Origin of the sequence: Methanohalophilus portucalensis (genome assembly GCF_002761295.1) — an archaeon.
GTDB lineage: Archaea > Halobacteriota > Methanosarcinia > Methanosarcinales > Methanosarcinaceae > Methanohalophilus > Methanohalophilus portucalensis.
This window is the reverse complement of the sequence record NZ_CP017881.1, coordinates 357,852-378,452: the sequence shown is the minus strand read 5'-3', so window position 1 is coordinate 378,452 and position 20,601 is coordinate 357,852. Positions and strand designations below refer to the sequence as shown.

Annotated in this window: 18 protein-coding genes and 1 tRNA gene; 9 read left to right on the top strand and 10 right to left on the bottom strand. The window is 37.7% G+C overall.

Annotated elements, in window-relative coordinates; translation table 11 throughout:
• The first annotated feature begins 158 nt into the window (after nt 1-158).
• The 5 genes from BKM01_RS02045 (at nt 159) to BKM01_RS02025 (ending at nt 5,451) form a co-directional block, all read left to right on the top strand.
• Complete coding sequence (locus BKM01_RS02045; protein ID WP_072360869.1) at nt 159-722, top strand: hypothetical protein; 564 nt, start codon at nt 159-161, stop codon at nt 720-722.
• Nucleotides 723-1,031: 309 nt separating this feature from the next.
• Nucleotides 1,032-1,919 (top strand): ATP-binding protein, encoded by an 888-nt coding sequence (locus BKM01_RS02040; RefSeq protein ID WP_085503682.1) that lies wholly within the window; start codon nt 1,032-1,034, stop codon nt 1,917-1,919.
• Between the two features lie 43 nt (nt 1,920-1,962).
• Complete coding sequence (locus tag BKM01_RS02035) at nt 1,963-3,138, top strand: MarR family transcriptional regulator (RefSeq protein WP_072360863.1); 1,176 nt, start codon at nt 1,963-1,965, stop codon at nt 3,136-3,138.
• 250 nt (nt 3,139-3,388) lie between these two features.
• Nucleotides 3,389-4,960: a hypothetical protein gene (locus tag BKM01_RS02030; RefSeq protein WP_072360861.1), complete on the top strand. Its 1,572-nt coding sequence runs from the start codon at nt 3,389-3,391 to the stop codon at nt 4,958-4,960.
• Between the two features lie 5 nt (nt 4,961-4,965).
• Nucleotides 4,966-5,451, top strand: a complete 486-nt coding sequence (locus tag BKM01_RS02025; RefSeq protein WP_072360859.1) for a hypothetical protein — start codon at nt 4,966-4,968, stop codon at nt 5,449-5,451.
• 88 nt (nt 5,452-5,539) lie between these two features.
• Here the strand turns inward: BKM01_RS02025 and BKM01_RS02020 are convergent, their stop codons facing one another.
• Nucleotides 5,540-6,913 carry a PQQ-binding-like beta-propeller repeat protein gene (locus BKM01_RS02020; protein WP_143744156.1) on the bottom strand — a complete coding sequence of 458 codons (1,374 nt, stop codon included), beginning with the start codon at nt 6,911-6,913 and terminating at the stop codon, nt 5,540-5,542.
• A 355-nt stretch (nt 6,914-7,268) separates the two neighbouring features.
• On the opposite strand from BKM01_RS02020, the gene BKM01_RS02015 reads away from it, so the two are divergent.
• Entirely contained in the window at nt 7,269-7,664 is a 396-nt protein-coding gene (locus BKM01_RS02015; RefSeq protein ID WP_072360855.1) for a hypothetical protein, read from the top strand.
• Nucleotides 7,665-7,893: 229 nt separating this feature from the next.
• Here BKM01_RS02015 and BKM01_RS11220 read toward each other — a convergent pair whose 3' ends face one another.
• Nucleotides 7,894-8,145, bottom strand: coding sequence for a hypothetical protein (locus BKM01_RS11220; RefSeq protein WP_157769603.1), 252 nt, complete (start codon nt 8,143-8,145; stop codon nt 7,894-7,896).
• Between the two features lie 652 nt (nt 8,146-8,797).
• Between BKM01_RS11220 and BKM01_RS02010 the strand changes: the two genes are divergently transcribed.
• Nucleotides 8,798-13,513: a PGF-pre-PGF domain-containing protein gene (locus BKM01_RS02010; protein ID WP_072360853.1), complete on the top strand. Its 4,716-nt coding sequence runs from the start codon at nt 8,798-8,800 to the stop codon at nt 13,511-13,513.
• A gap of 256 nt (nt 13,514-13,769) precedes the next feature.
• The gene (locus tag BKM01_RS02005) at nt 13,770-13,952 is read left to right on the top strand and encodes a hypothetical protein (RefSeq protein WP_072360851.1); all 183 of its coding nucleotides are present in this window, start codon (nt 13,770-13,772) and stop codon (nt 13,950-13,952) included.
• Between the two features lie 444 nt (nt 13,953-14,396).
• Here the strand turns inward: BKM01_RS02005 and BKM01_RS02000 are convergent, their stop codons facing one another.
• The 6 genes from BKM01_RS02000 to BKM01_RS01975 form a co-directional block, all read right to left on the bottom strand.
• The gene (locus BKM01_RS02000; protein WP_072360849.1) at nt 14,397-15,197 is read right to left on the bottom strand and encodes a tyrosine-type recombinase/integrase; all 801 of its coding nucleotides are present in this window, start codon (nt 15,195-15,197) and stop codon (nt 14,397-14,399) included.
• 55 nt (nt 15,198-15,252) lie between these two features.
• A tRNA-Thr gene (locus tag BKM01_RS01995) sits at nt 15,253-15,324 on the bottom strand.
• A 70-nt stretch (nt 15,325-15,394) separates the two neighbouring features.
• Nucleotides 15,395-15,913: a chorismate--pyruvate lyase family protein gene (locus tag BKM01_RS01990; RefSeq protein WP_072360847.1), complete on the bottom strand. Its 519-nt coding sequence runs from the start codon at nt 15,911-15,913 to the stop codon at nt 15,395-15,397.
• An 11-nt stretch (nt 15,914-15,924) separates the two neighbouring features.
• Complete coding sequence (locus tag BKM01_RS01985; protein WP_072360845.1) at nt 15,925-16,236, bottom strand: DUF5611 family protein; 312 nt, start codon at nt 16,234-16,236, stop codon at nt 15,925-15,927.
• 253 nt (nt 16,237-16,489) lie between these two features.
• A complete protein-coding gene (locus tag BKM01_RS01980; protein WP_072360329.1) occupies nt 16,490-17,188 on the bottom strand; it encodes a radical SAM protein in 699 nt (232 codons plus the stop codon).
• A 189-nt stretch (nt 17,189-17,377) separates the two neighbouring features.
• A complete protein-coding gene (locus BKM01_RS01975; RefSeq protein WP_072360331.1) occupies nt 17,378-17,944 on the bottom strand; it encodes a hypothetical protein in 567 nt (188 codons plus the stop codon).
• 339 nt (nt 17,945-18,283) lie between these two features.
• Here BKM01_RS01975 and BKM01_RS01970 point away from each other — a divergent pair, with 339 nt between their 5' ends.
• A complete protein-coding gene (locus BKM01_RS01970; RefSeq protein ID WP_072360333.1) occupies nt 18,284-18,580 on the top strand; it encodes a hypothetical protein in 297 nt (98 codons plus the stop codon).
• A 2-nt stretch (nt 18,581-18,582) separates the two neighbouring features.
• On the opposite strand, the gene BKM01_RS01965 is transcribed toward BKM01_RS01970, so the two are convergent.
• On the bottom strand, nt 18,583-19,560 hold the full coding sequence (locus BKM01_RS01965) for a methanogenesis marker 2 protein (protein WP_072360335.1): 978 nt from the start codon (nt 19,558-19,560) through the stop codon (nt 18,583-18,585).
• Nucleotides 19,561-19,576: 16 nt separating this feature from the next.
• Nucleotides 19,577-20,542, bottom strand: coding sequence for a nitrogenase cofactor biosynthesis protein NifB (gene nifB / locus BKM01_RS01960; RefSeq protein ID WP_072360337.1), 966 nt, complete (start codon nt 20,540-20,542; stop codon nt 19,577-19,579).
• Nucleotides 20,543-20,601 lie beyond the last annotated feature (59 nt).

The following is a 20,601-nucleotide window of genomic DNA, read 5'->3' as shown; positions in this document are numbered from 1 at the left end:
CTAATGCGAAAGTCATATCCAGTAAGTGCGAGAGTCTCAGAAGACAGCAAGAAATATTTGGAAAATTTGGTTGAGTTGGGGATAGCGATCAATACATCAGAAGCTCTGAAACTGTGTATAAGATTTGCTAAACAGAACAATATGGAGGAGAAATTATAATGGAAATCAAAAATCCATTCAAGAAAGTGTCATCAGATGATTTGAAAACAAAGTTATCAATGTCTGAACAGAGATTGACAACACGGGAAAAAGAATTGATCAGAAAGAGAGACCAGGCTCGTAATGAAGCTAAAAAAGCCCTTGCAAATGGAAACGACCGGGAATATAGAGTTGCTTCACGCAGGTTCTCTATGATCGAAGGGCAGGTTAGTACCATAAGCAGCATGGTGGAAATGGCCCAATCAATGTCTGATGTAATAGAAATGGAATCAGGTCTCAATGAAGTCGTTGAAATTGGGCAAAACCTTGGCCAATGGCAGAAACAGCTTGGGTTTGATAACACAAAATTGGAAACTGCGGTTACAAATATCCGTACATCTATGGATAAAGTCAATACAGCCACAAATATGATGACCTCCTCAATGGATGCAGCAATGGCCGGCGGTACTGAACTTTCTGAGACACAGGATTCCCTTCGGTCAGAACTTCTGGCAGAACTCAGCAGTGAAGATACGGAAGAAGACAGTTTCTCCAAGAAACTTGAATCTGAAATGAAAGAATGAATCAGTAATAATTGATTGGAGGGGTGGTAACTGACATCTTCAAACTCATTTGCTGCACAGGCTCGAGGGTATGCAAGAGCTGCAAAAAAACTAGAAAATGCAGACAATCATAAAAGGGCCAGAGAACTCTATCTTAAAGCAGCCGGGCTATATAACGAAGCATCCAAAGTTGCTGCTGATAAAACAGAGAGAAATACACAGCGTGACCTTGCAGAGCACCTGCTTGCAAAAGCCCAATCCTTCAGGACTGTTAGTGCAAATACTGCGGGTAGTGCCGATACAGGTGAAGGAAATATTGAAGAGTCTGGTTTGGCCAAATCAGACCTGCTCATGAAGGAACCTTCAAATATTGGATTTGAAGATATCGGTGGTTTGGAAGATGTCAAGGAAGACATAAGAAAAGCCATCATTTATCCTTTCACTCACAAAGAACTGTACCAGATGTATGGTCAAAAAGCAGGCGAGGGAATCCTACTTTATGGTCCTCCTGGGTGTGGCAAGACGATGATGGCAAAAGCCGCAGCAAAAGAGTGTGATGCGGATTTTTTTACAGTCAAAACAAGCAGTATTGTGAGCAAATGGGTAGGTTCATCGGAGAAAAATATTAAACAAATATTTGCTACCGCAAGAGAATCGGAAAAAGCAATCATATTTTTTGATGAAATCGATTCTATAGCTGGTAGACGTAGTCAAGCCGAAGAACATGCAAAAAGGCTTGTCAATGAGTTGCTTACTCTGATGGATGGTATCGATGCAACACAGGAAAACCTGCTTGTCCTGGCAGCGACCAATGAACCATGGGCTATCGATCCTGCTCTTCGAAGACCCGGCCGTTTCAGTAAATTGTTATTCATACCTGAACCTGATCATCAGGCACGTAAGGCTATCCTGGATCTCAATTTGAAGAACCGACCTGTTGCAGAAGATATCGATTTACATTACTTAGCGCAAATGACGGATGCATATTCAGGTGCAGATATAACGGCAATTTGCAAAGAAACAGCAGACATTCCTCTGAGCGAAGCATTGCAGGGTAAAGGAACACGTAAAATTGAAACCGGAGATTTCATGGAAATATTCAATAAACGCAAGCCTTCGATACACAACTGGTATATTGAGGCACAAAAGCAGATTGATAAAAATGGGGAAGCCGGTACTTTCAGTGATATTATGAGTTATAGAAATCAATCTGTATGAAACTTAATTTTGAATAAATAATGAAAAGTGGGGATTTACCGATATGGCAGATTTGACACCTCCGGCAGAGCTGCAGCAGCAAAATCACAAATTAGTGATTGACAATTTGCACAAATCGCATGAGTATATTGAACACTTAATTCACAAAGCATATCGAAAGCAGGATTCCATCACAACTGCAGAACTTCGCCAGGTAAGGAATAAAACAAGCGATTTGATAGCTGATTTTCAGGATAAAAACATAAGTTCTTTTAATCGCAGACAAGGCAACCTGGACGACTTTTATGAAGCAGAAGAGTGTTTCATGAAAAGTTCAACTGGCTTACTTGAATTTCTGCAGACTTCTCTGGATACAGCTGAAACTGTAGATACACTCACACTTGAAAGAAAAATAGATTCTCTGGCAACAAGCTTCAGAAACCGAATAATGCTTACAGATGAACTTAATTCGGAATATGAAGACACAAAAAGAAAACAACAGTTGAATTCGCTGGATAGCCATGCAGATGAATTAGATTCTGCTAAAAAATCTTGTGGAATAACTCATGGCATATCGATTGAAAAAGATGAATTAGATGATACTGAATATCTGTCCAAACTTTACAATTACATAAACTTGCTTGAAGAAAAATATTCAAAATTCCAGCCTGAAATATCACCTAATGGGGACTATATTGCAGATAAAAACTGGAAGATTGATGTCACTAAAAGAAGTGTAAGTGGTGTAATTAAAGATAATCTGTTCAGAAAAATCCTGACAATTGAAACGTACTGCTATCCCATACAACAAATGCAGGATTTTGTTGAACATGTACAGTCTCAGGCCAATGCTGTTGGTAAAAAACAACACAAAAACCTCTGTCTTATTGCAAACGAATGGAATGATGGTGTCAAAGTATTTGCAAGAAATTTCATCCACCAAAGGATGTCTCTATTCCTCTATGAATTGAAAAATGATACTTTGATATTTAATGATACATCAGAATCTGCAAACCATTTGAAGTTCTGGCATTCACATGATACCGAAAGACAAACTCTCAATCAATCAATGAATGAGTTCATTGAAGAAGCGGAATATTTCACATTAAATGATATTGAGATGAAATTTGGCCTCAATCATCAAGGAGCAAATGAATTGGTAAAAAAAATGCTCAATCAAGGAATTATCGTTGATGTTGGTCTTGAATCACCTAAATATGTAAAATCAAAGAATATGTGATTGCTTTTTATAAGTTTCAACAATTATGTTTATTACAAATAAATTAATATATTTGCTATGTATTTATTAATTTACAAATTTTATCATAATGAATGGGGACAATGGATGGGAAACCTGAACATAAAACGTGGCTATCAGATACTACCCGATAATAGGATTAAATTTGGAATTAGAGTTACTAATTCCACTGATTCAACTGTTTCCGATGTAGAAGCTGTATTGGATTACTCAGAATCACTTTTCAACTTAGATGGGGAAAAAATTAGTAAACTGGGAAATATCCCCCCCCGGTGTAGAGCGTACTGCAAAATTCATCTTGAAACCATCCAATTGCATCCATAAGGAAAAAATAGGTGCTACGGTACTTTACAAAGACTCAAAATGGGAATCACATGCCGAGAAGATTAAGCCCAAAGAAATTGATTGTGTTTGCCCATTTTTGAAAGAAAAGCCAATGAAACGTAATGATTTTCTGGAAAGGGCAAGCATCGGGCAATCTTTAAACAAGGGCATTAATTTCAAAGGGCTCAGTCCGGAAAAAATCATCTCATATATAACTCAAACATGTAAAAACAGCCTTTATAAAGTGGATGAATATGCCATAAGAGATGGCATCATTGTCTATTTTGCAGCTGAATCTGTTGGGGAACAAATTGATTATCTTTTAACTGCTTTTGTCAGAGAAAAAGATGGACTTACCCAAGTAATGTTCAAAGCAGTTTCAGATGAAGAACATGGACTAAATGGATTTTTGAATGAAATCATATCAGATCTCCAACATCTTGCTTCTACTACACAATCTGCTCAGGAAATTGGAGTTATTAAAAAAGAAAATGTAATTAATATTACAGATTCAGTTGTTCAAAGATCTAATTTTAATGTTGCAGATGGGTTGGATATAGATGTCAGAGATAGTCTTGTACAGCGTACCAATTTCGATTCAACGAAACAGGATGACAAAGTTACAGATAACGATTCAAATTCTGATGAATTGAAAGCGATTGATTCGATTGATTCAAAAAAGGAGAAGGAATCCAAGCTCACGGAAACTCAAAAGAATGCAGTAGAGCAACTATCACAAAAGAATATTGAAAGTAATACATATCCAAAACCTGAAAAAAGATCAAACAAATATGTATATGCATCTATTATAGTTCTCTTTTTAATACTTGGTTCCTTTTTGCCTGTAATTCCACACAGTTATACCACTTATGAACCATACATAACTACAGAAACATATTATGTTGATGAACCTTATGAAACCACGGAAACTGAAACATATTATGAAGAGGTACCGGTTACAGAGGATGTTACTAGAGAGAAAACAATAGTATCACCGAATACTGACGAAGTAAGTATGGATTACGGTGGTCAATCGTGGAAGAGATATATTGATCTTGATGGTAAAAAAGGAGTAAAAATATCAGGACATATAAGTGAACTTTCAGGTAACAATTGTAATTTTGATGTCATGGACTTACAAACGTATAATTCATTCGTTAATAATGGATACGAATTTGACTCTTCTATGAAGGTATATGTACTGAAGAAAAATGTTGATAGTTCTTATTTTAGTTTTGTTCCTGACAAATCCGATTACTATGTGTTCCATTTTCGGAAAGTTGATCTTTCGCAAACTATGAAAGTTAGTATAGAAGCAACCATGGAATATTCAACAACTGAAACAGCATACGATACTGTTGAAAAAACTAGGGAAGTGCCTGTTACTAAGTATAGAGAAGTACCAAAAACTAGGCAAGTTGAAAAGGAAAGAAGAGTCACTAAAAATACTCATATAAGTTTATTTGAAATGTTTGTGTGATATACATGAATCAAACAAAACAAGTTGGTCAGAAAGGGGATTACTATTATTGTTCTGAATGCGATACTTGGCACAGATTAACCGCAGATCCCGATTCACTTTCCAGAAGACATATCAGTTACTTTGATGAAAAGGAAACAAATGCATCAAATGCAAACTATTACTACTGCACCAAATGTTCCAAATGGCATAGAGGCTCATATGACCCTCACTTGAATTTCAAAGCTTATATTAAAAGTGCTGGAAAAGTTACTTCCAGTGAATCTAAGTCAAAAACAGACAATGATCCGGTTAATAGGGTTTCTGGAAATTTGAAAGAAGAATCAAGAAACACCAACAAATCGAATACAGGGAATCATGAAGTTAATGATAGCTTTATTCAGAGATCAAATGTAATCAATGTTGGAGATGTGAATGTTGATGGAAACAACTTTTCCAAATGGATTGCAGTTTTTATTGGTTTTATAATACTCTATATTCTAATTACGTGATGTAAGATCACAAGAGATGATTTTTAGTTTTGATACAGCAATTATTGAAAAAATAGAAGCAGGGCAAATACCCTGCTAAACATTTTAATCATGGTCTCTTTGCAAAAATGAATGCAACTGCAAGACAAATGGCAGCTAATGTCACCGAAAGGGGGCTTTTTTCCTGATTTGGTTGACTTTCTGAAGTATCCTCCCCTGAAGCAGATTGTTTAACCATTGCAGGTTCATTGAATGTAACTATTAAGCCATCAGAATTGCCCGAATCATTCAATTTTGCACTTCCTGCTACAACATAGGAATCATCATCCACTGCAATAGAACTAAATGAGGAAGTTTGATATCCATCAAAATTCTCTGACCACAATGAATTTCCATCGCCATCTATCTTCATCAGGACAGCTTCATAACTTTTTGCTGAAAAGGAAGCTTGTACTGAGCCATTTGGAACTTTTCCAACTGAACCTGTAACCAGGTAGTTTTCATCTGGAGACTTTTCAATAGAAGAAAAATAAGAATCTGAATGGTCAAAATATCGTTTTTCCCAAAGGAGATTCCCATTCTTATCGGTCCTCACTGCCCACGCATTGAAGAGTGATTCACCATATTGTTTGCTTCTACCCAAAGCAATGTAGTCACCATCTGGAGAGACAATAACTGAATCCAGGAAATCGACCTCTTTTCCACCAAATGATTTATTCCATAATTCATTGCCATTTGAATCGACTTTTACTAACCATCCATCCTCTACATTCCCTGAACTAAAAGATTGGGTAGTTCCAGACAAAATGTAGTTTCCTTCAGGAGTTTGCCTTACTGAATAAAAACAATCATAGGTACGGACTTGCCCTGTTCCAAAATCCTTTGACCATTCTACATTTCCTTCAGAGTCTGTTTTGATTAGCAATCCTACTAGATTCCCACCAGCAGTTCTTAGAGGAGCACGCATTCCTGCAAGGACAAAACCTCCATCTGAAGTTTTTTGCCCGGAACTAATTATGGTCGAAACATCCTGTAAAATGGTTTTATTCCAAATTTCATTTCCATCATTATCTACTTTTATTATCCATGTAGACCGGGTAGACGGTGATCCAAAAGAAATAGTATTTCCAACGGCTATATAATTTTGCTTATCAGCCTGAAAAACCGCTGAAAGTGAATCCCGTTGGTTTCCTCCAAATTTTTCTCTCCATAATATTTCCCCCTCTGAGTCGATTTCATATAAAAATCCATCTTGGTCAGAACTAATGGGATCCAATCCCATATTTCCAGATACAATGTATCCTTCAGAGTTTGATTTTATAATAGAAGCTATATGATCATCATCTTGTCCATCAAATGTAATGTTCCATTTTTCTTCAATTGGACCGGTGTTAGAAGCAGAGGCAGTACCAATTAAGAGAGCTAGCAATAGAACATTTACTATGATTATTTTTTTAATACTAATACAATCACCTGCTATCAATATGTATACTATAATTTAATTTTGAGTTTAATAGCAAATAATAATACTTAAAAGTGATGAAATTATTTTTCAGTGATAACTAGTAATTATATTTCAAATATTGCTATGTTTAATAGTATACAATTTTTGCTTGTAAACCTTATATAAAATATATCTAATTGCATAAAATTAACAGATAGAAAGCCTATGAAACAAAATATAATTATTGTTAAAATTGATAGCAAATATATACATCTTCCATTTTATTAAAATTAAAGCTTAATTATAAAATTATTTCGTATTATGCTGATATTTATATTACTTAATAGAAAAGAATATTTATAATAATAACTTACTACATTAAATGTGAAATATTATGCAAAATTATTGTTCTGTATGTGGCACAAAATTAGAAGATAAAGAATATTGTACTGGTTGTGGTGTTAAAGTAAATGAAACAGGTCGAACTAAAAAGAAAACACCAATATATGCATTAATATGGTCTATTGTTATAGCCGGTTCCGGGCAAGTTTACAATGGTGAATATTTAAAAGCTTACAGTATAGCTTTTTTAATGTCGGTATCTTCCTTTTATGGATTTCCTTTTATCATCCCCATGATTATTTGGGTATACAATATATTCGACGCTTATACAACAGCTTTGAAGATGAAAAAGAATGAAATCCCCCATAAGTATTCGAGTGGCAGGGACATTTTTTTCTATATTGTATTACTTATATTATTAGGCCTTATGCCATGGTTAATTCTTTAACTGTAAATACAAGAAGTAGAAAAACTTATGCTATCTCCTTTATAGTATTTTCAGAAGTTCTTTTTTTCTTTTCAATACAGAAAAATTTGCCTCTGCCAGATTTCTGTAATTGCAGACGTATTTAATTAATTCGTCCTTAATTTTTCGAGATGTTTTTATAGTCTTTATTTATCACCTCTTATATGTGTGAAGGTTGCCACTTTCAACGGTTTTTTAATTAAATCATTTATCATCTATGAACCATATACTTTTTTCTCAAATAACAATCCGCTTTTCTTCTTTTGTGGTACTGGCTAAGCAATGTATCTGCATTTTTTACACCATGCACAGATTTACCTGGGGTCCTAAAACCAGTTTTAATTAACCTCTCAACATCAATGTCTATATTTACTTTCAAATACGAGAGTCTTTTTTCTGTTCTTACAGAACAATAGTAACTACATTTCCCTCCTGTAAATCCACTTGAATCAATAGCAATCAATGGTATCTTTTCACCATTTAAATAGAAGAATTCCAGAGTTTGGTGTAGTAAGCTATTGAAATAGAACGAAGGAATTCGGAGGGTAAAGTTATGTAATGTTGTTAAGTGAGATATGTGTTTTTTTACCAATCTTGAATTGAATTCAATGCATTAAATCAATAAATTCAGCAACATATCTATAGTCCTTATTCGTATAATACTCTTTGAGATAACAATGTAATTAACTGGTATTGAGTATATTTTCGTTTGGTATAATTTTCACTGTAGATTGGAAGACGTAATTTGCCAGCTATAGATATAGCTGTATAGACAAAATTTAGATAATTGTTTGACATGCCATTAAATCACAAATTTAATGTGAGTTCCACTTTCCCAACCTGAAAAACATTCATCCTCTTTGTGCTTGATTTAGCCCAAATCACACAGTGGGAACTTTTCCTTGTTAAAACAATATTTTACTAGTTGAAAGGGCTACTATAGAGTTATCATAATTATTTTTTAAAGAGTAACTTTTATTAATAGTTAAACTCTATAAAGTCTGCTTCCAAAAAATAAATTTGAAGTGAAATTATACAAACTGAGCAAATATAAAGTAGGAAAGAAGATGAATAAAAATATATATGTCGCAATTTTGGCTCTATTGTTGTTCTTAATGGTAAGTTCATTTACTGGTACCGCTAATGAAATAGAATTGGATTTTGAGTCCCATCTAGGGGGTACATGGGATACTGTTGAAGTTTCTGGAGATCATGCCTATGCTGGACAGGGCCAGGATTTTGTAATTCTTGATATAAGTGATACAGCCAACCCTCATGAAATAAGCAGGTTTACGACTTCATCTCTGGTAAACGATGTCACCATTTCAGGTAATTATGCCTATATAGCTAATGGTGAAAGTGGACTCGTTATTATGGACATCAGTGATCCCTTTTCACCTTCGAGCACAGGAAGTGTTTATCTTGGATGGCGAAATTTTGCAACTGATATTTCAGTTGATGGAAATTATGCTTATGTATGCAATGAAGCCCATTGTTCTTTTGATGATGATGGCATGATAATTATAGACATAAGTGACCCAACAAATCCTTTCGCTGCAGGAAGTTATACAGATTCTGGTTATTTATTTGATGTTACAGTTGATGGTAACTATGCATATGCAACAAATTATAGTGATCTTGTGATTCTGGATATAAATGATCCGAAAGAACCATTGTTTAAGGGGATTTACACTACCCCGGGAAACTCATTAAGTGTTGACATTTCTGGAAATTATGCCTACGTAGCTGATGATGACAATGGACTTTTAGTTTTGGATGTAAGTAATCCCGAATCTCCGTCTTATGCAGGCGAGCATACCAATTATGCCTTCAATAATAATAATGCAGAAGATATTGAAGTTTCTGGAAATTATGCCTATATAGCTGATGATCATAATGGGCTTGTTATTTTGGATATCAATAATCCCTCTTCACCCGTGCTTGCTGGGATTTACGATGCCGACAGGGCGGTGAATATAGACATATTTGACAATCATGTCTACATTGCTGATCATAATAAAGGTCTTTCAATTATAGATGTCAGTAACCCCGAATCCCCTGAATTCAGAGGTCTTTATGAAGCGAGTCTATCTGTGCAAGATGTAGAAATTTCTGGAAATTATGCCTATATAGCTGATGAGGAGAATGGTCTTGCAATCGTAAACCTAACAGATAACACATCACCTGAAATATTATCAATTTATGATGAAAATAACCAATTCTTAGACCTCACGATTGTAGGCAATTGTGCCTATTTAGTTGATGCTAATAATGGCTTTGTGATTTTAGACATAAGTAATCCTATGTCCCCACAACAAATAGGTAATTGTGAAACCAATGGTTATGCAAGATATGTTGCTGTTGGAGACAATTATGCCTATTTAATGGAAAATGATGGTTCTGGTATTTTGCTACTTTCCATTATAGATATCACAAGTTCCTATTCACCTGAATTACAAGAAAGTCTTGAGATAGGTCCGATAGGTTATGATCCACAAATTACAATTTCAGATAACTATGCCTTTATAAGCAATGGTGATGATGGTTTTGTGGCGGTGGATGTCAGTAATCCTGCTTCACCTTCGATTGCAGGAAACTGTAAAACAAATGGTGGTGCTGCAGAAGGTATTGCTGTTAACGGAAATTATGCATACATCGCTGATGGATATGAAGGGTTAGCTATAATGGACATAAGTAAACCTTCAGACCCTGAAATTGTGAAAACCTATTATTCATTCGATATCACTCCTACAACTGATATAGCAATCGAAGGAGATTATGCTTATGTATCTTCTGGATATGAAGAACTTTCAATTTTAGATATAAGCGATTCTATAAATCCAGTACTATTGGATAACTATAACAATGCAGGTTATGCAGATGGAATTACGGTTGCTGGTAATCATGCCTATGTAAATGATGGAGATAATGGTTTAGTTATATTAAGCATTAATACTCCCTCTGAACCCAATAAGTTGCCAACATCTGTCATTACTTCTATAAGTCCAAATCCTGCAAATGAAGGTGACACTATTGTTTTCCAAGGATTGGGAGAAGATTCGGATGGTACAATTACTGAATATTCCTGGACATCCAATTTAGAAGATGAAGTAATAATAGGTACATCACCCAGTTTTACGACTTCAGACCTTTCAAGCGGAATTCACACTATCAGCTTTAGTGCAAAGGATGATGACGGTGCATGGTCTGAATCGGATTCAACAACATTGAAAATTAACGAAAAACCCAATGTTATGCCAACTTCAAAAATCGATTCTATTACTCCGAATCCTGCCACCGAAGGTAACCTTGTTAGTTTCACTGGTTCAGGCACTGATTCTGATGGTAATATTGTTGGATACAACTGGACTTCCAGTATCGATGGTCATTTGCATGCTTCCTCCAGTTTCAGTATCTCTGATCTTTCACCGGGCACACATACCATTTCATTCAGTGTACAGGATGATGATGGAGCATGGTCCAATCCTGTTTCAGAAACTCTGGAAATAGTAGATGATCAGGCACCTGAAGTCAATATAAGTGCTACGCCTATAGAAAATGTCAGTATCCATAATCCTGTAACCATACGCCTAAACAGCACTGATAATCATCCTGCAATTACTGAATTTGTAATTCAGGATTCCGAGGGTCAGAATGTTACCAATCTGACTGTCACAGATGATGTTGCAAACGGTGCAACCTGGGAATATGTCTGGAATGCAACTTTCAGTAATGGTGCTGAAGTACCAAGTGGTACTTACTGGCTGTTTGTGAATAGCAGTGACACTTCAGATAATACTGCTTCGGCAAATGTCAGTGTAGTCGTGGATAATACTGAACCCACGGTCAGTATTACAGAAATCACCGGTTCAAATACTGTAGGAGAAATCGTTCATGCAAATTCAATTCTTCAAGTAAATGCTACAGCAGACGGCACTCCTGGCAATGTATCTGCCCTTTCATTTACCCTTGATTCTGAATTCACAAGTTTCCACAGAGTTGTGGAGGCATCTTTTGTCAATGGTGAATGGACTGCGGAATTTGATCTCACGACAATCCCGAATGATGGCAAATATACGGTCACTGCAACCGTTACAGATGCAGCATTGAACACAAATTTTATCACTGCTTCAAAGACTGTGCTGCTGGATCGCAAAGCTCCGTCCTTATATCCTGTATCTTCTGTATATAACGAAACACATGGCATAGTCAATATATCAGCTTCAGAATGTCTTGATGATACTCCAGTAGTCGATGTAAATGCTGATGAAGTTGAATTGAGTAAAATCGCAAGTAAATGGTCAGGTTTCTTTAATCTTGGAGGTTCAGATTTCAACATTAATGTAACTGGTATTGATGTTGCAGGCAATGTAGGAGTTGGCAATTCAACAATGCATATCGAAAGGATTGAAACGGTAAATAATACTGCCAATTTCACCAGCAAGCAATCTGGAACGACCATTGATTTCAGGACCAACAATGACACAAAATCTAACATAACGGTGACTGAAAGTGATAAGCCTCTTGCCAATGTAACAAATGGTTCTGTAGGTTTACATTTCATTGATGTGAATTTTGGAAAAGAATTGCAAACCAACCTTACCAATGCCACAATCAGGATACCTGTCAATATGAGTCTATTGCCAGAAGGGGTGGCTGTAGAGGATGTTACCATTCGTTATTATAATGAAACAAGCGATGAGTGGGAACCTTTCAGTACTTCAGTAGAAACAATTGATGATGTTGAATACTGGGTTGCAACTGTTAACCATTTCTCCACCTATGGTGCCATGGCGGATGATAAGACACCTCCGATACTTGATGATGTGACCCCAGAAGATGGAACAAAATTTGATGAAGATACGACATCTGTTAACATCAGATTCAATTACAGTGATGCAGCAAGTGACATAAATGTCAGTTCGATTATTTTCAAGTTCAATGGTAATGAGATAAGTGCTAGTGATGATCTGGAAATTACCGGAAACTATGCTGCTTACAATGCCACCGGTTTGGATACAGGTGACTACACGGCTGAAGTTATAGTTGCTGATGCTGCAGGAAATAATGCCACATTCACCACAATATTCTCCATTGCTCCTGGTGAGGGCACAGAAACCAAACCTGGTAGCAGTGGAGGTTCCTCCAGCAGCGGTGGTGGCGGAGGCGGTGGCAACACCGGTGAAGCCTTTGAGAACATTCTGACAAAGGCTGCACAGACATGTAAGATTGCTCCTGGTGAAACTGCCAGATATGAATTCGGTGAGGAAAAATGCAATATTTCCTATATCCAGTTCACAGGCGTTACCAATGCAGGTCAGATCAGCACATTGATAGAAGTGTTGAAAGATACTTCCGCTCTTGTGGATGAGGATGCTCCGGGTGAAGTTTACCAGAACCTGAATATCTGGGTTGGTAATGCTGCCTTTGGAGATGACAAAGTGGAAGACTCTGTCATAGGCTTCAGGGTGGATAAAGAATGGCTGGCGAACAATGGATTTGATGCGTCAGAAGTTGCACTGTTCCATTACAGCGATGGGATATGGAACAAACTTTCCACCACCCAGACCGATGAGGATGACGGCTTCATCTACTTCGAGGCTGAAACTCCCGGATTCTCACCATTTGCAATATCTGCAGTGTCTGAGGATGAAGAATCACTTGCAGAAACCACCCCTACATCGGAAGAGACAATTGATGAAGGTGTGGAAGAAGAAAATGTTGAGCAAACTCCAGAAATGGAGTCCGATCAAACACCGGGATTCAGCAGTCTCTTAAGTATCTTCATGTTGATTGTGACACTGTTCATTATCCAGGTTAAAAGGACTTGAGTAATCTATAGATGTCTCTTTGAGGGGTATGTAACATCATCATACCTCCTTTCTTTCGTATACAAAGTCTATTCTCATTATATAATTCCAAGTAAAAAGAAAGGGTCATTTAGTCTCTCATTACTGTATTAGACAATTAATATATTGGTTTAATTATAAATAATACATATAATATTCTCATTAATGGATATAGAGGTATTATGAATATCGTGGAGGTTTGTTGAGTATGACCTATAAAAAATAAATAGGTAATATTATGCAAACTCCAATCAAGCCTGAAACAAAGGCAAAAGCGCAACAAATATACGAACAGTACAAGGAAATTATTGACATGGATGCCAGTGGAGATGGCAATTCGAATCCCTGGGAAAGAGCTGTAGCTCGAACAATCCTGCAACTTGCTGGGGAACCACTGCCAGGCAATTCATCAAACAATTAATTTCCATGTGAAATAAAGGGGAAGAATTTAACTGATAATTCTTTCCCTACATCCTTTATTTTTTTGTACATGAAACTTAAAAGTTAGCAGTTCCTATATGATTTCCTATTTCTCTTGCCTTTGATTATCATAGTACTCATCGATAACATCATTTGAAACTAGAAGTTGGCAGAAAGACTGATTTTTTCTCTTATTTATTGGTCGTGTTTCTTTTATCCATTGCCTCTCTTTCAATTCAATCAATATTTTGCGTAACGTATATCGACTAATTTGTAATGTATCAGAAATACATCCTGTAGATACTTTTTTTCTTCTAGATAGATAGAATACCACAGATAATAACGCATTTCCTCCTTCCAGATAAGATGGACATAAACACTGGACATATCGGAACCAGACACCAAACCCATATGACTTCCAGATGAAACTCGCTAAGATGCTGCGCTAGTTCAGTACATCGGCTGTGCCTGAAAAGGTGATTATAGATTCGCTTTTTAATCCCTGCTTTTTTTTCAATCGTCCTAGCAACGCACGGAAAGCAGCATACCGTAAGGGTTTTCCTTTTCCCATAGACCCTACACCAATCCACACATAAGAATCAGGATTTTCTCGATCTGGATGAATATCAAGCCAGGATGATAGGTATGGTACACAAAATACAACCCTTACTCTTCGCATACCCGTTTTTCCATTCAGAACAAGCTGTGCCCCATATTCGTCAAAATTGATGTGTTTTATCTGAAGTGTGCTGATTTCGCCTATCCTTCCACCAGTATCATAGAGAGTAGCGATGATTGCCTTGTCCCTAGGATGATCAGCCACTTCGATGAGTCTGAGAATTTCTTCCTCTGTCAGCAATTCTTCAGGAATTTTCGATTCATTGACCTTGTTTTTGATCTTGATCCAATTTAGTGCAGAATCATCATTGTACAGCCAGCGGTAAAACTTTCGAAGACATATCTTATAATCCCTCTTTGTAGAGGCAGATACGTCCCTTCTCTGTATGTAGCCGACAAGTATCTTTAGATCGTTCTCTTTGGCCAACTCAAAATCAGTATCTAGCCAGAGCCGTAATCGATACAATTGATCCAGATATTTAAGAACTCGACATTCACCAAGCCCGTCTACAAAAAGATCAGCTTCGTAAGAAAAAAGGAGGTTTTTATCTCGTTCAGAAAATTTCGAATTTTCAATACGTCTCTCTGAAGACTTGAGCCTTCTTTCCGTATCATAGAGTACAGACATTCTTCCCACCTTCCTTGACCATTCAAGGCAGGAGGGCTTTGTACTGCAAGTTTAAAGCCTCGGGCGGGATTCGAACCCGCGACCTCGTCCTTACCAAGGACGCACTACACCCCTAAGCCACCGAGGCACGCTTTTCTTGACTGCGACCCCTCAATAGGAGTGATACCATAATAAGTTTTCGGTTTTCTGGATTTAGTTCAGAGCAACCAGCGACCATCTGCAGGGAAGCGTTCTTTGATCCACATGAGCGTGTCATTGTGGTGCACAATACGATAGGTCCTTGAGAGATATTCACGACTGCCAAAAAGTGGACCATCGGCCTCCATCTGTATGGTTTCAAAGTCCCTGCGTGTTTCCATACCGTAATTACGCAGGATCTTACCAATTGGTATATCGGCACGCATCATATCCCTGCGAACCTCTTCTGGCATACGGCCTATAGGAGAGAGGGAAACCGCATGAACATAAGGGACACCATCTGCCACCAATCGCACGGTGCGATGATTCACTTCTTCGCCAACATCCACATCCAAAAGCCCGGCCACCTCCTCATCGGCTTTTACAAGATGCTGATCCTCGGTAATTACCTCAACTTCGTGGCGTGTCATGATCTCCAGCAGGAAGGTGACAGAACCATCGGTACCTGCACAGATACGCAGGCATGTGGGGATCTCAAAAGCCTTGAGATCCTTGAGAAAGTCGCGATTGACAAACACGTATGATCCTATTATTTGGAAACTGCCTTCTTGGCGTTCTTAACTCGTTCCTTGGCAGTGTAACCAGTTGCCTTATAGAGAAAATCACGGAATCTCTTGTTGGTATCAAGAATAACCTCATCAGAGACACCTTCGGCTTCAGAATTCGTGTCAACTGCAAGTTTTTTACCGTTCAACCACACAGAAAGTTCCTTCATAACACCGTATGAAGTAACTAATTTATCTCCTTCTCTGGATATATCGGAAGGGAAACATTCCTCAAGCGCTTCATAGATACGTCCAATATCGGGGGAATGACCACGTTTTAATTTGTATTCCTGCATGTCAATCGATTAATTACATACCGGCAGACATGGATAAATGTTTTGGTCTAAGAAAATTATCTGAATTAAAACCACATAAAAAACAAATAAACAAAATATAATCATTCATATATAAGAAAAATATTTAAATACCTTCATATCATAGTCCGGTTTGTAATGAGCAAGGCTGAAAAGCAGCTTTCATATCGTACCACCACCATACCACCAATCTGCTTTTTTTTACGATACCTTGCTCATTACCTGATTGTACAAATTACTCCTTACCAATTATCTTACGCCCTTTTTCTCCCACAATTATTACACGGGGTACCTTTTCTACAACAATACCTGCAAGGCTTTCCATATCCTCCCAGGCAGGCACAGGAGAGGTGTATCCTGCAAAAGGAAGATCAAAGTCGGGATTGCTTAAGAATTGATAAAGAAGTACCTCAGAAGCTCCTTCCATTACAGGCAACATTCGCTTCACGGATTCTTCAGTAACATAACCGGGAATTACACGAACCCAGAGTCGCAACCACCTGGTTTTAGCAATATCTATCGATGTTTTGAGGTTTGCTACATATTGTTCTACCCTTTTAGAGGAAATGCCTGTAAGTTCCTCAATTGCAGCCGTGTCTTCAAGTGGTGCCTTCAATTCCAGAACAAAACCTTTTACAAAGGGCAGAGACTTCTCCAGTACTTCAGGTTTCATGCCATCCGACTTTAGAATAATCTCCATACCCATTGAATGCAACAGCTCAATCAAAGGGGTTAAATCCTTCTGGAGAGTAGGTTCGGCCCCTCCGATAAAAACCTTCTTTACAGCTGAATTGCTGACAAATTCAGCAACTTCATCTATACTGTATTCCTCAAAGGGTTGCCTGATATGAATACAATAGGGACATTTCAGGTTACATCCAAAAAAGTCCAGACGTACCTGTTCTCCCTTTAACCCCATATTAATAAGTCGCATTATATATTCCCACTCATAACAATAAATGTAAAAGTATATCAAACTTTCTAAAAACGACGCTTTGTCCGAAAAATGAGTACTTTTCGGTCAATGGCATGATTCTTCGGACAAAAACAGTATTATTCGGACAAGTCTCAAAATGGATGGCAACAGAGGTGTTTTGTAAATCCTATTCAAAATCAAAACTTTTTATTCCACAACGATTGTCACGTTATTAGATTGTATTTCCCCTATCCAATAAGGTTTTGTAATTTCTTCGCCCGTAAAAGTATGATAGACGACGTTTAGTGTATATTCCCCTTTCTTCAAAGACCAGCATTCTGAATTCCTTGTATCATTTATGGATTCATTGGGACTAAGTTCAATAAGATCTTCGTTTCTTAATGGCAATCTCATGATAACTGGACAGATATAATCAACACGGTCATAACCTTTAATGGACAGGGAAGGAATATCAACATACTTCCAAAAATTGATGTCATAACTAGTCTGCTCTCTCATTCTCCATACATTGATTGTATTATTTCCAACATTTGTTAATGTCAAGTAAATTTTAAATTTCTCTCCCTCTTCTACTTTAGTTTTTTCTGGTACTACTGTAAAATTTAACTCACCTGTTTGATATTCAGAACGATAATTCTCATTTGGAACTGATGTTTCGTTTGATTTCGTAGAATAATTTCCAGATATACATCCTGCAGTTACTAAAGCTACAATAAGCAATAAGATAACACCAAATATTCCAATACCTTTCAAATTAAATGCCCCATTTGAACACTATCACAATACTATAAAAAGAATTTCATGTGACAATTATTTTTTACTTTCTGTTTGTATGATAATATATAATTATAATTAAGAAAATCTATTTTTTGGAAGATTATAATCCAAGAATATAGATGTACAGTGGAATGGCTATGAAAAGTCTAAACACATTATTCGTTCAAAAATATGAATTTCCAGTCAAAATCACTATTTATCGGACAAATCGATTTTTCGGTCAAAGCGTAAAAACGAATTACAACTGTAACCATGGACAAATTATAATACCAGAAAAACCAATTTAGCCTCAAGATATACGTTACGGGTGAACTTATGGTAAAAAAACTGACCCTCGAAGACCTAAAACTGAGCAAGGAAAAAATGGAAGATGAGATGGGAGCTGAAATCGAAGGGCTGTATGACCTAGTTATCCCTCCGGGCACTCCTTCATACCTGGTCTATGACCTTGTTGAAGAATTCGATCTAGAACCCCTTGAGAGAAAGATCGGTGTAAACATTGTTGAATGTGATGAAAGGGAAGTTATAGTACTCAGGGGAGAACTTGAAGCCGTCCAGGCAGCAGAACAATATCTTTATGATGAATTAAAAGCCTACGTGGGATCCGAATGAAATTATTCTTTGATCCCCGTTATTAAATCTTTACTGAAATCAAAAACATCTGCTGAGTTCTCGCCATCGGTTACTTTCACACGACAACTATCATCAATTTTCCCGATTACTGCAGCAGTGATACCCACTTCTTCGAATGCATTCAGGCATTCATCGACATTTTCCGGTTTTGCAGTCACAATGTAACCGGTTGCCGGATAAATCATCAGCCACTGGTCCAGGGCAACATCTGCAGGTTTGGGTATTTGTCCCAGATCTACCTCTGCACCCACCATACTGGTTTCACAAAGCATTCCAAGAGTACCTATGGTTCCCGGATTACTGATATCCTTGCCGGCGGTGACAAGATGCTTTTCGCCGATCTTTTGCATTATCATGAACCGGGAGCGAACGGTTTCAGAATCCTTGAAAGAAGTCGTATCCCAGCTATAAGGGGAATTTTTCCCCACACGACCTTCCATATCATAGCCAACAATAACTGTATCACCCACACAGGCGGTGTCACTGCGGATTACACAATCCTTCTTTGCGATTCCTATAATGGACACTGAAAGTGAATTGTAGGGTGTGTCAGGATGCAGATGGCCGCCAACCATAGGCACACCAAATTTTCTCACCCCGTCTTTCATACCCTGCAGCATACCGTCACATACATCCTTGTGAGAAGAAGACATTACATTAACCATGGCAAGCGGCCGTGCCCCCATAGCAGATATATCGTTAATATTTACAACAACAGAAGTATAACCCGTCCACCACGGACTTGCTTCTGTGATCCTGCCCCATATCCCATCAGCCGCAAACAGGATGACTTCATCACCACCAATATCAATTATTGCAGCGTCATCACCCATATCAACGACAGTACCCCCATAACTTTCCCTCACGTCATCAAACATACGTGCAATGTCTGCAATAGGTGCCTTGCGGGATACACCCTCAAAGTCGTGCAGTTTTTGGGCAAGGGTATGTACATCCAATTGAAAAACTCCGCATTTATTCAGACGCGTCATCAGAAGTTTTCTTTTTGGCGGATTCGGCCTTTTTAAGAGCATCGACTTTAACCACATTACGACGTTCCTCGCTCATTTGAGAAAGATCTTTACCCAGAAGACCATAAGCATCGGACCGACACTGGCGACAGTGGCGCATTTGTTGAACATATGGTTCACAGGAATCCTGTACAGCTTTGCGTTCCTGTGGAGTAGGAGCAGTCCAGTCAGCAAAATCAGCCTGACAGATAAGAGGCATAACATTCATGATATACACACCCATATCATTGAGTTTCTGTGCAATCTCGATAATATGATCCTCATTGATACCCGGAACAAGCACCGTGTTGATCTTAACAACCAGTCCTGCTTCCACAGCCTTGCGGATACCTTCAAGCTGGTTTTCAAGAAGAATGCTGGCTCCTTCGACACCCCGGTAGGTTTTACCATTATAGTTTACATGATCCACAATTTTTGCCCCTATTTCAGGGTCAATGGCATTCAAAGTAACAGTTAATGTGGAAACACCGGAATCCAGTACATCCTGTATCCTGGCAGGCAGAGCCAGACCATTGGTACTCAGGCAGAGAGTGACATCCGGGAAATGTTGTTTTATAAGTTTGAAAGTCTCAAAGGTTTCCTCATTTGCAAGAGGATCACCCGGACCGGCGATACCCACGACTTTTATGAAAGGATATTCTTCCAATACCTTTTGTGTTTTTTCAAGGGCCTGTTGTGGATTTAAAACTTCACTTGTGACTCCGGGCCGACTTTCATTTACGCAATCATATTTACGGTCACAGTATTTACATTTAATATTGCATTTAGGAGCCACCGACAGATGAATCCTTCCAAATTTATGTTGTGCATCCTTGTTATAGCATGGATGCTGGGCAATAAGTCTCTTTATTGAGTCACTGTATTCTTCCGGCAGACATTCTTCAGGTTCCTTTCCGCTCTCTGTGGCCAAAATATTTCCTCCACTCTAGACAAATCTTATGCTGCTATTGAGTCACATCTAGATATAGG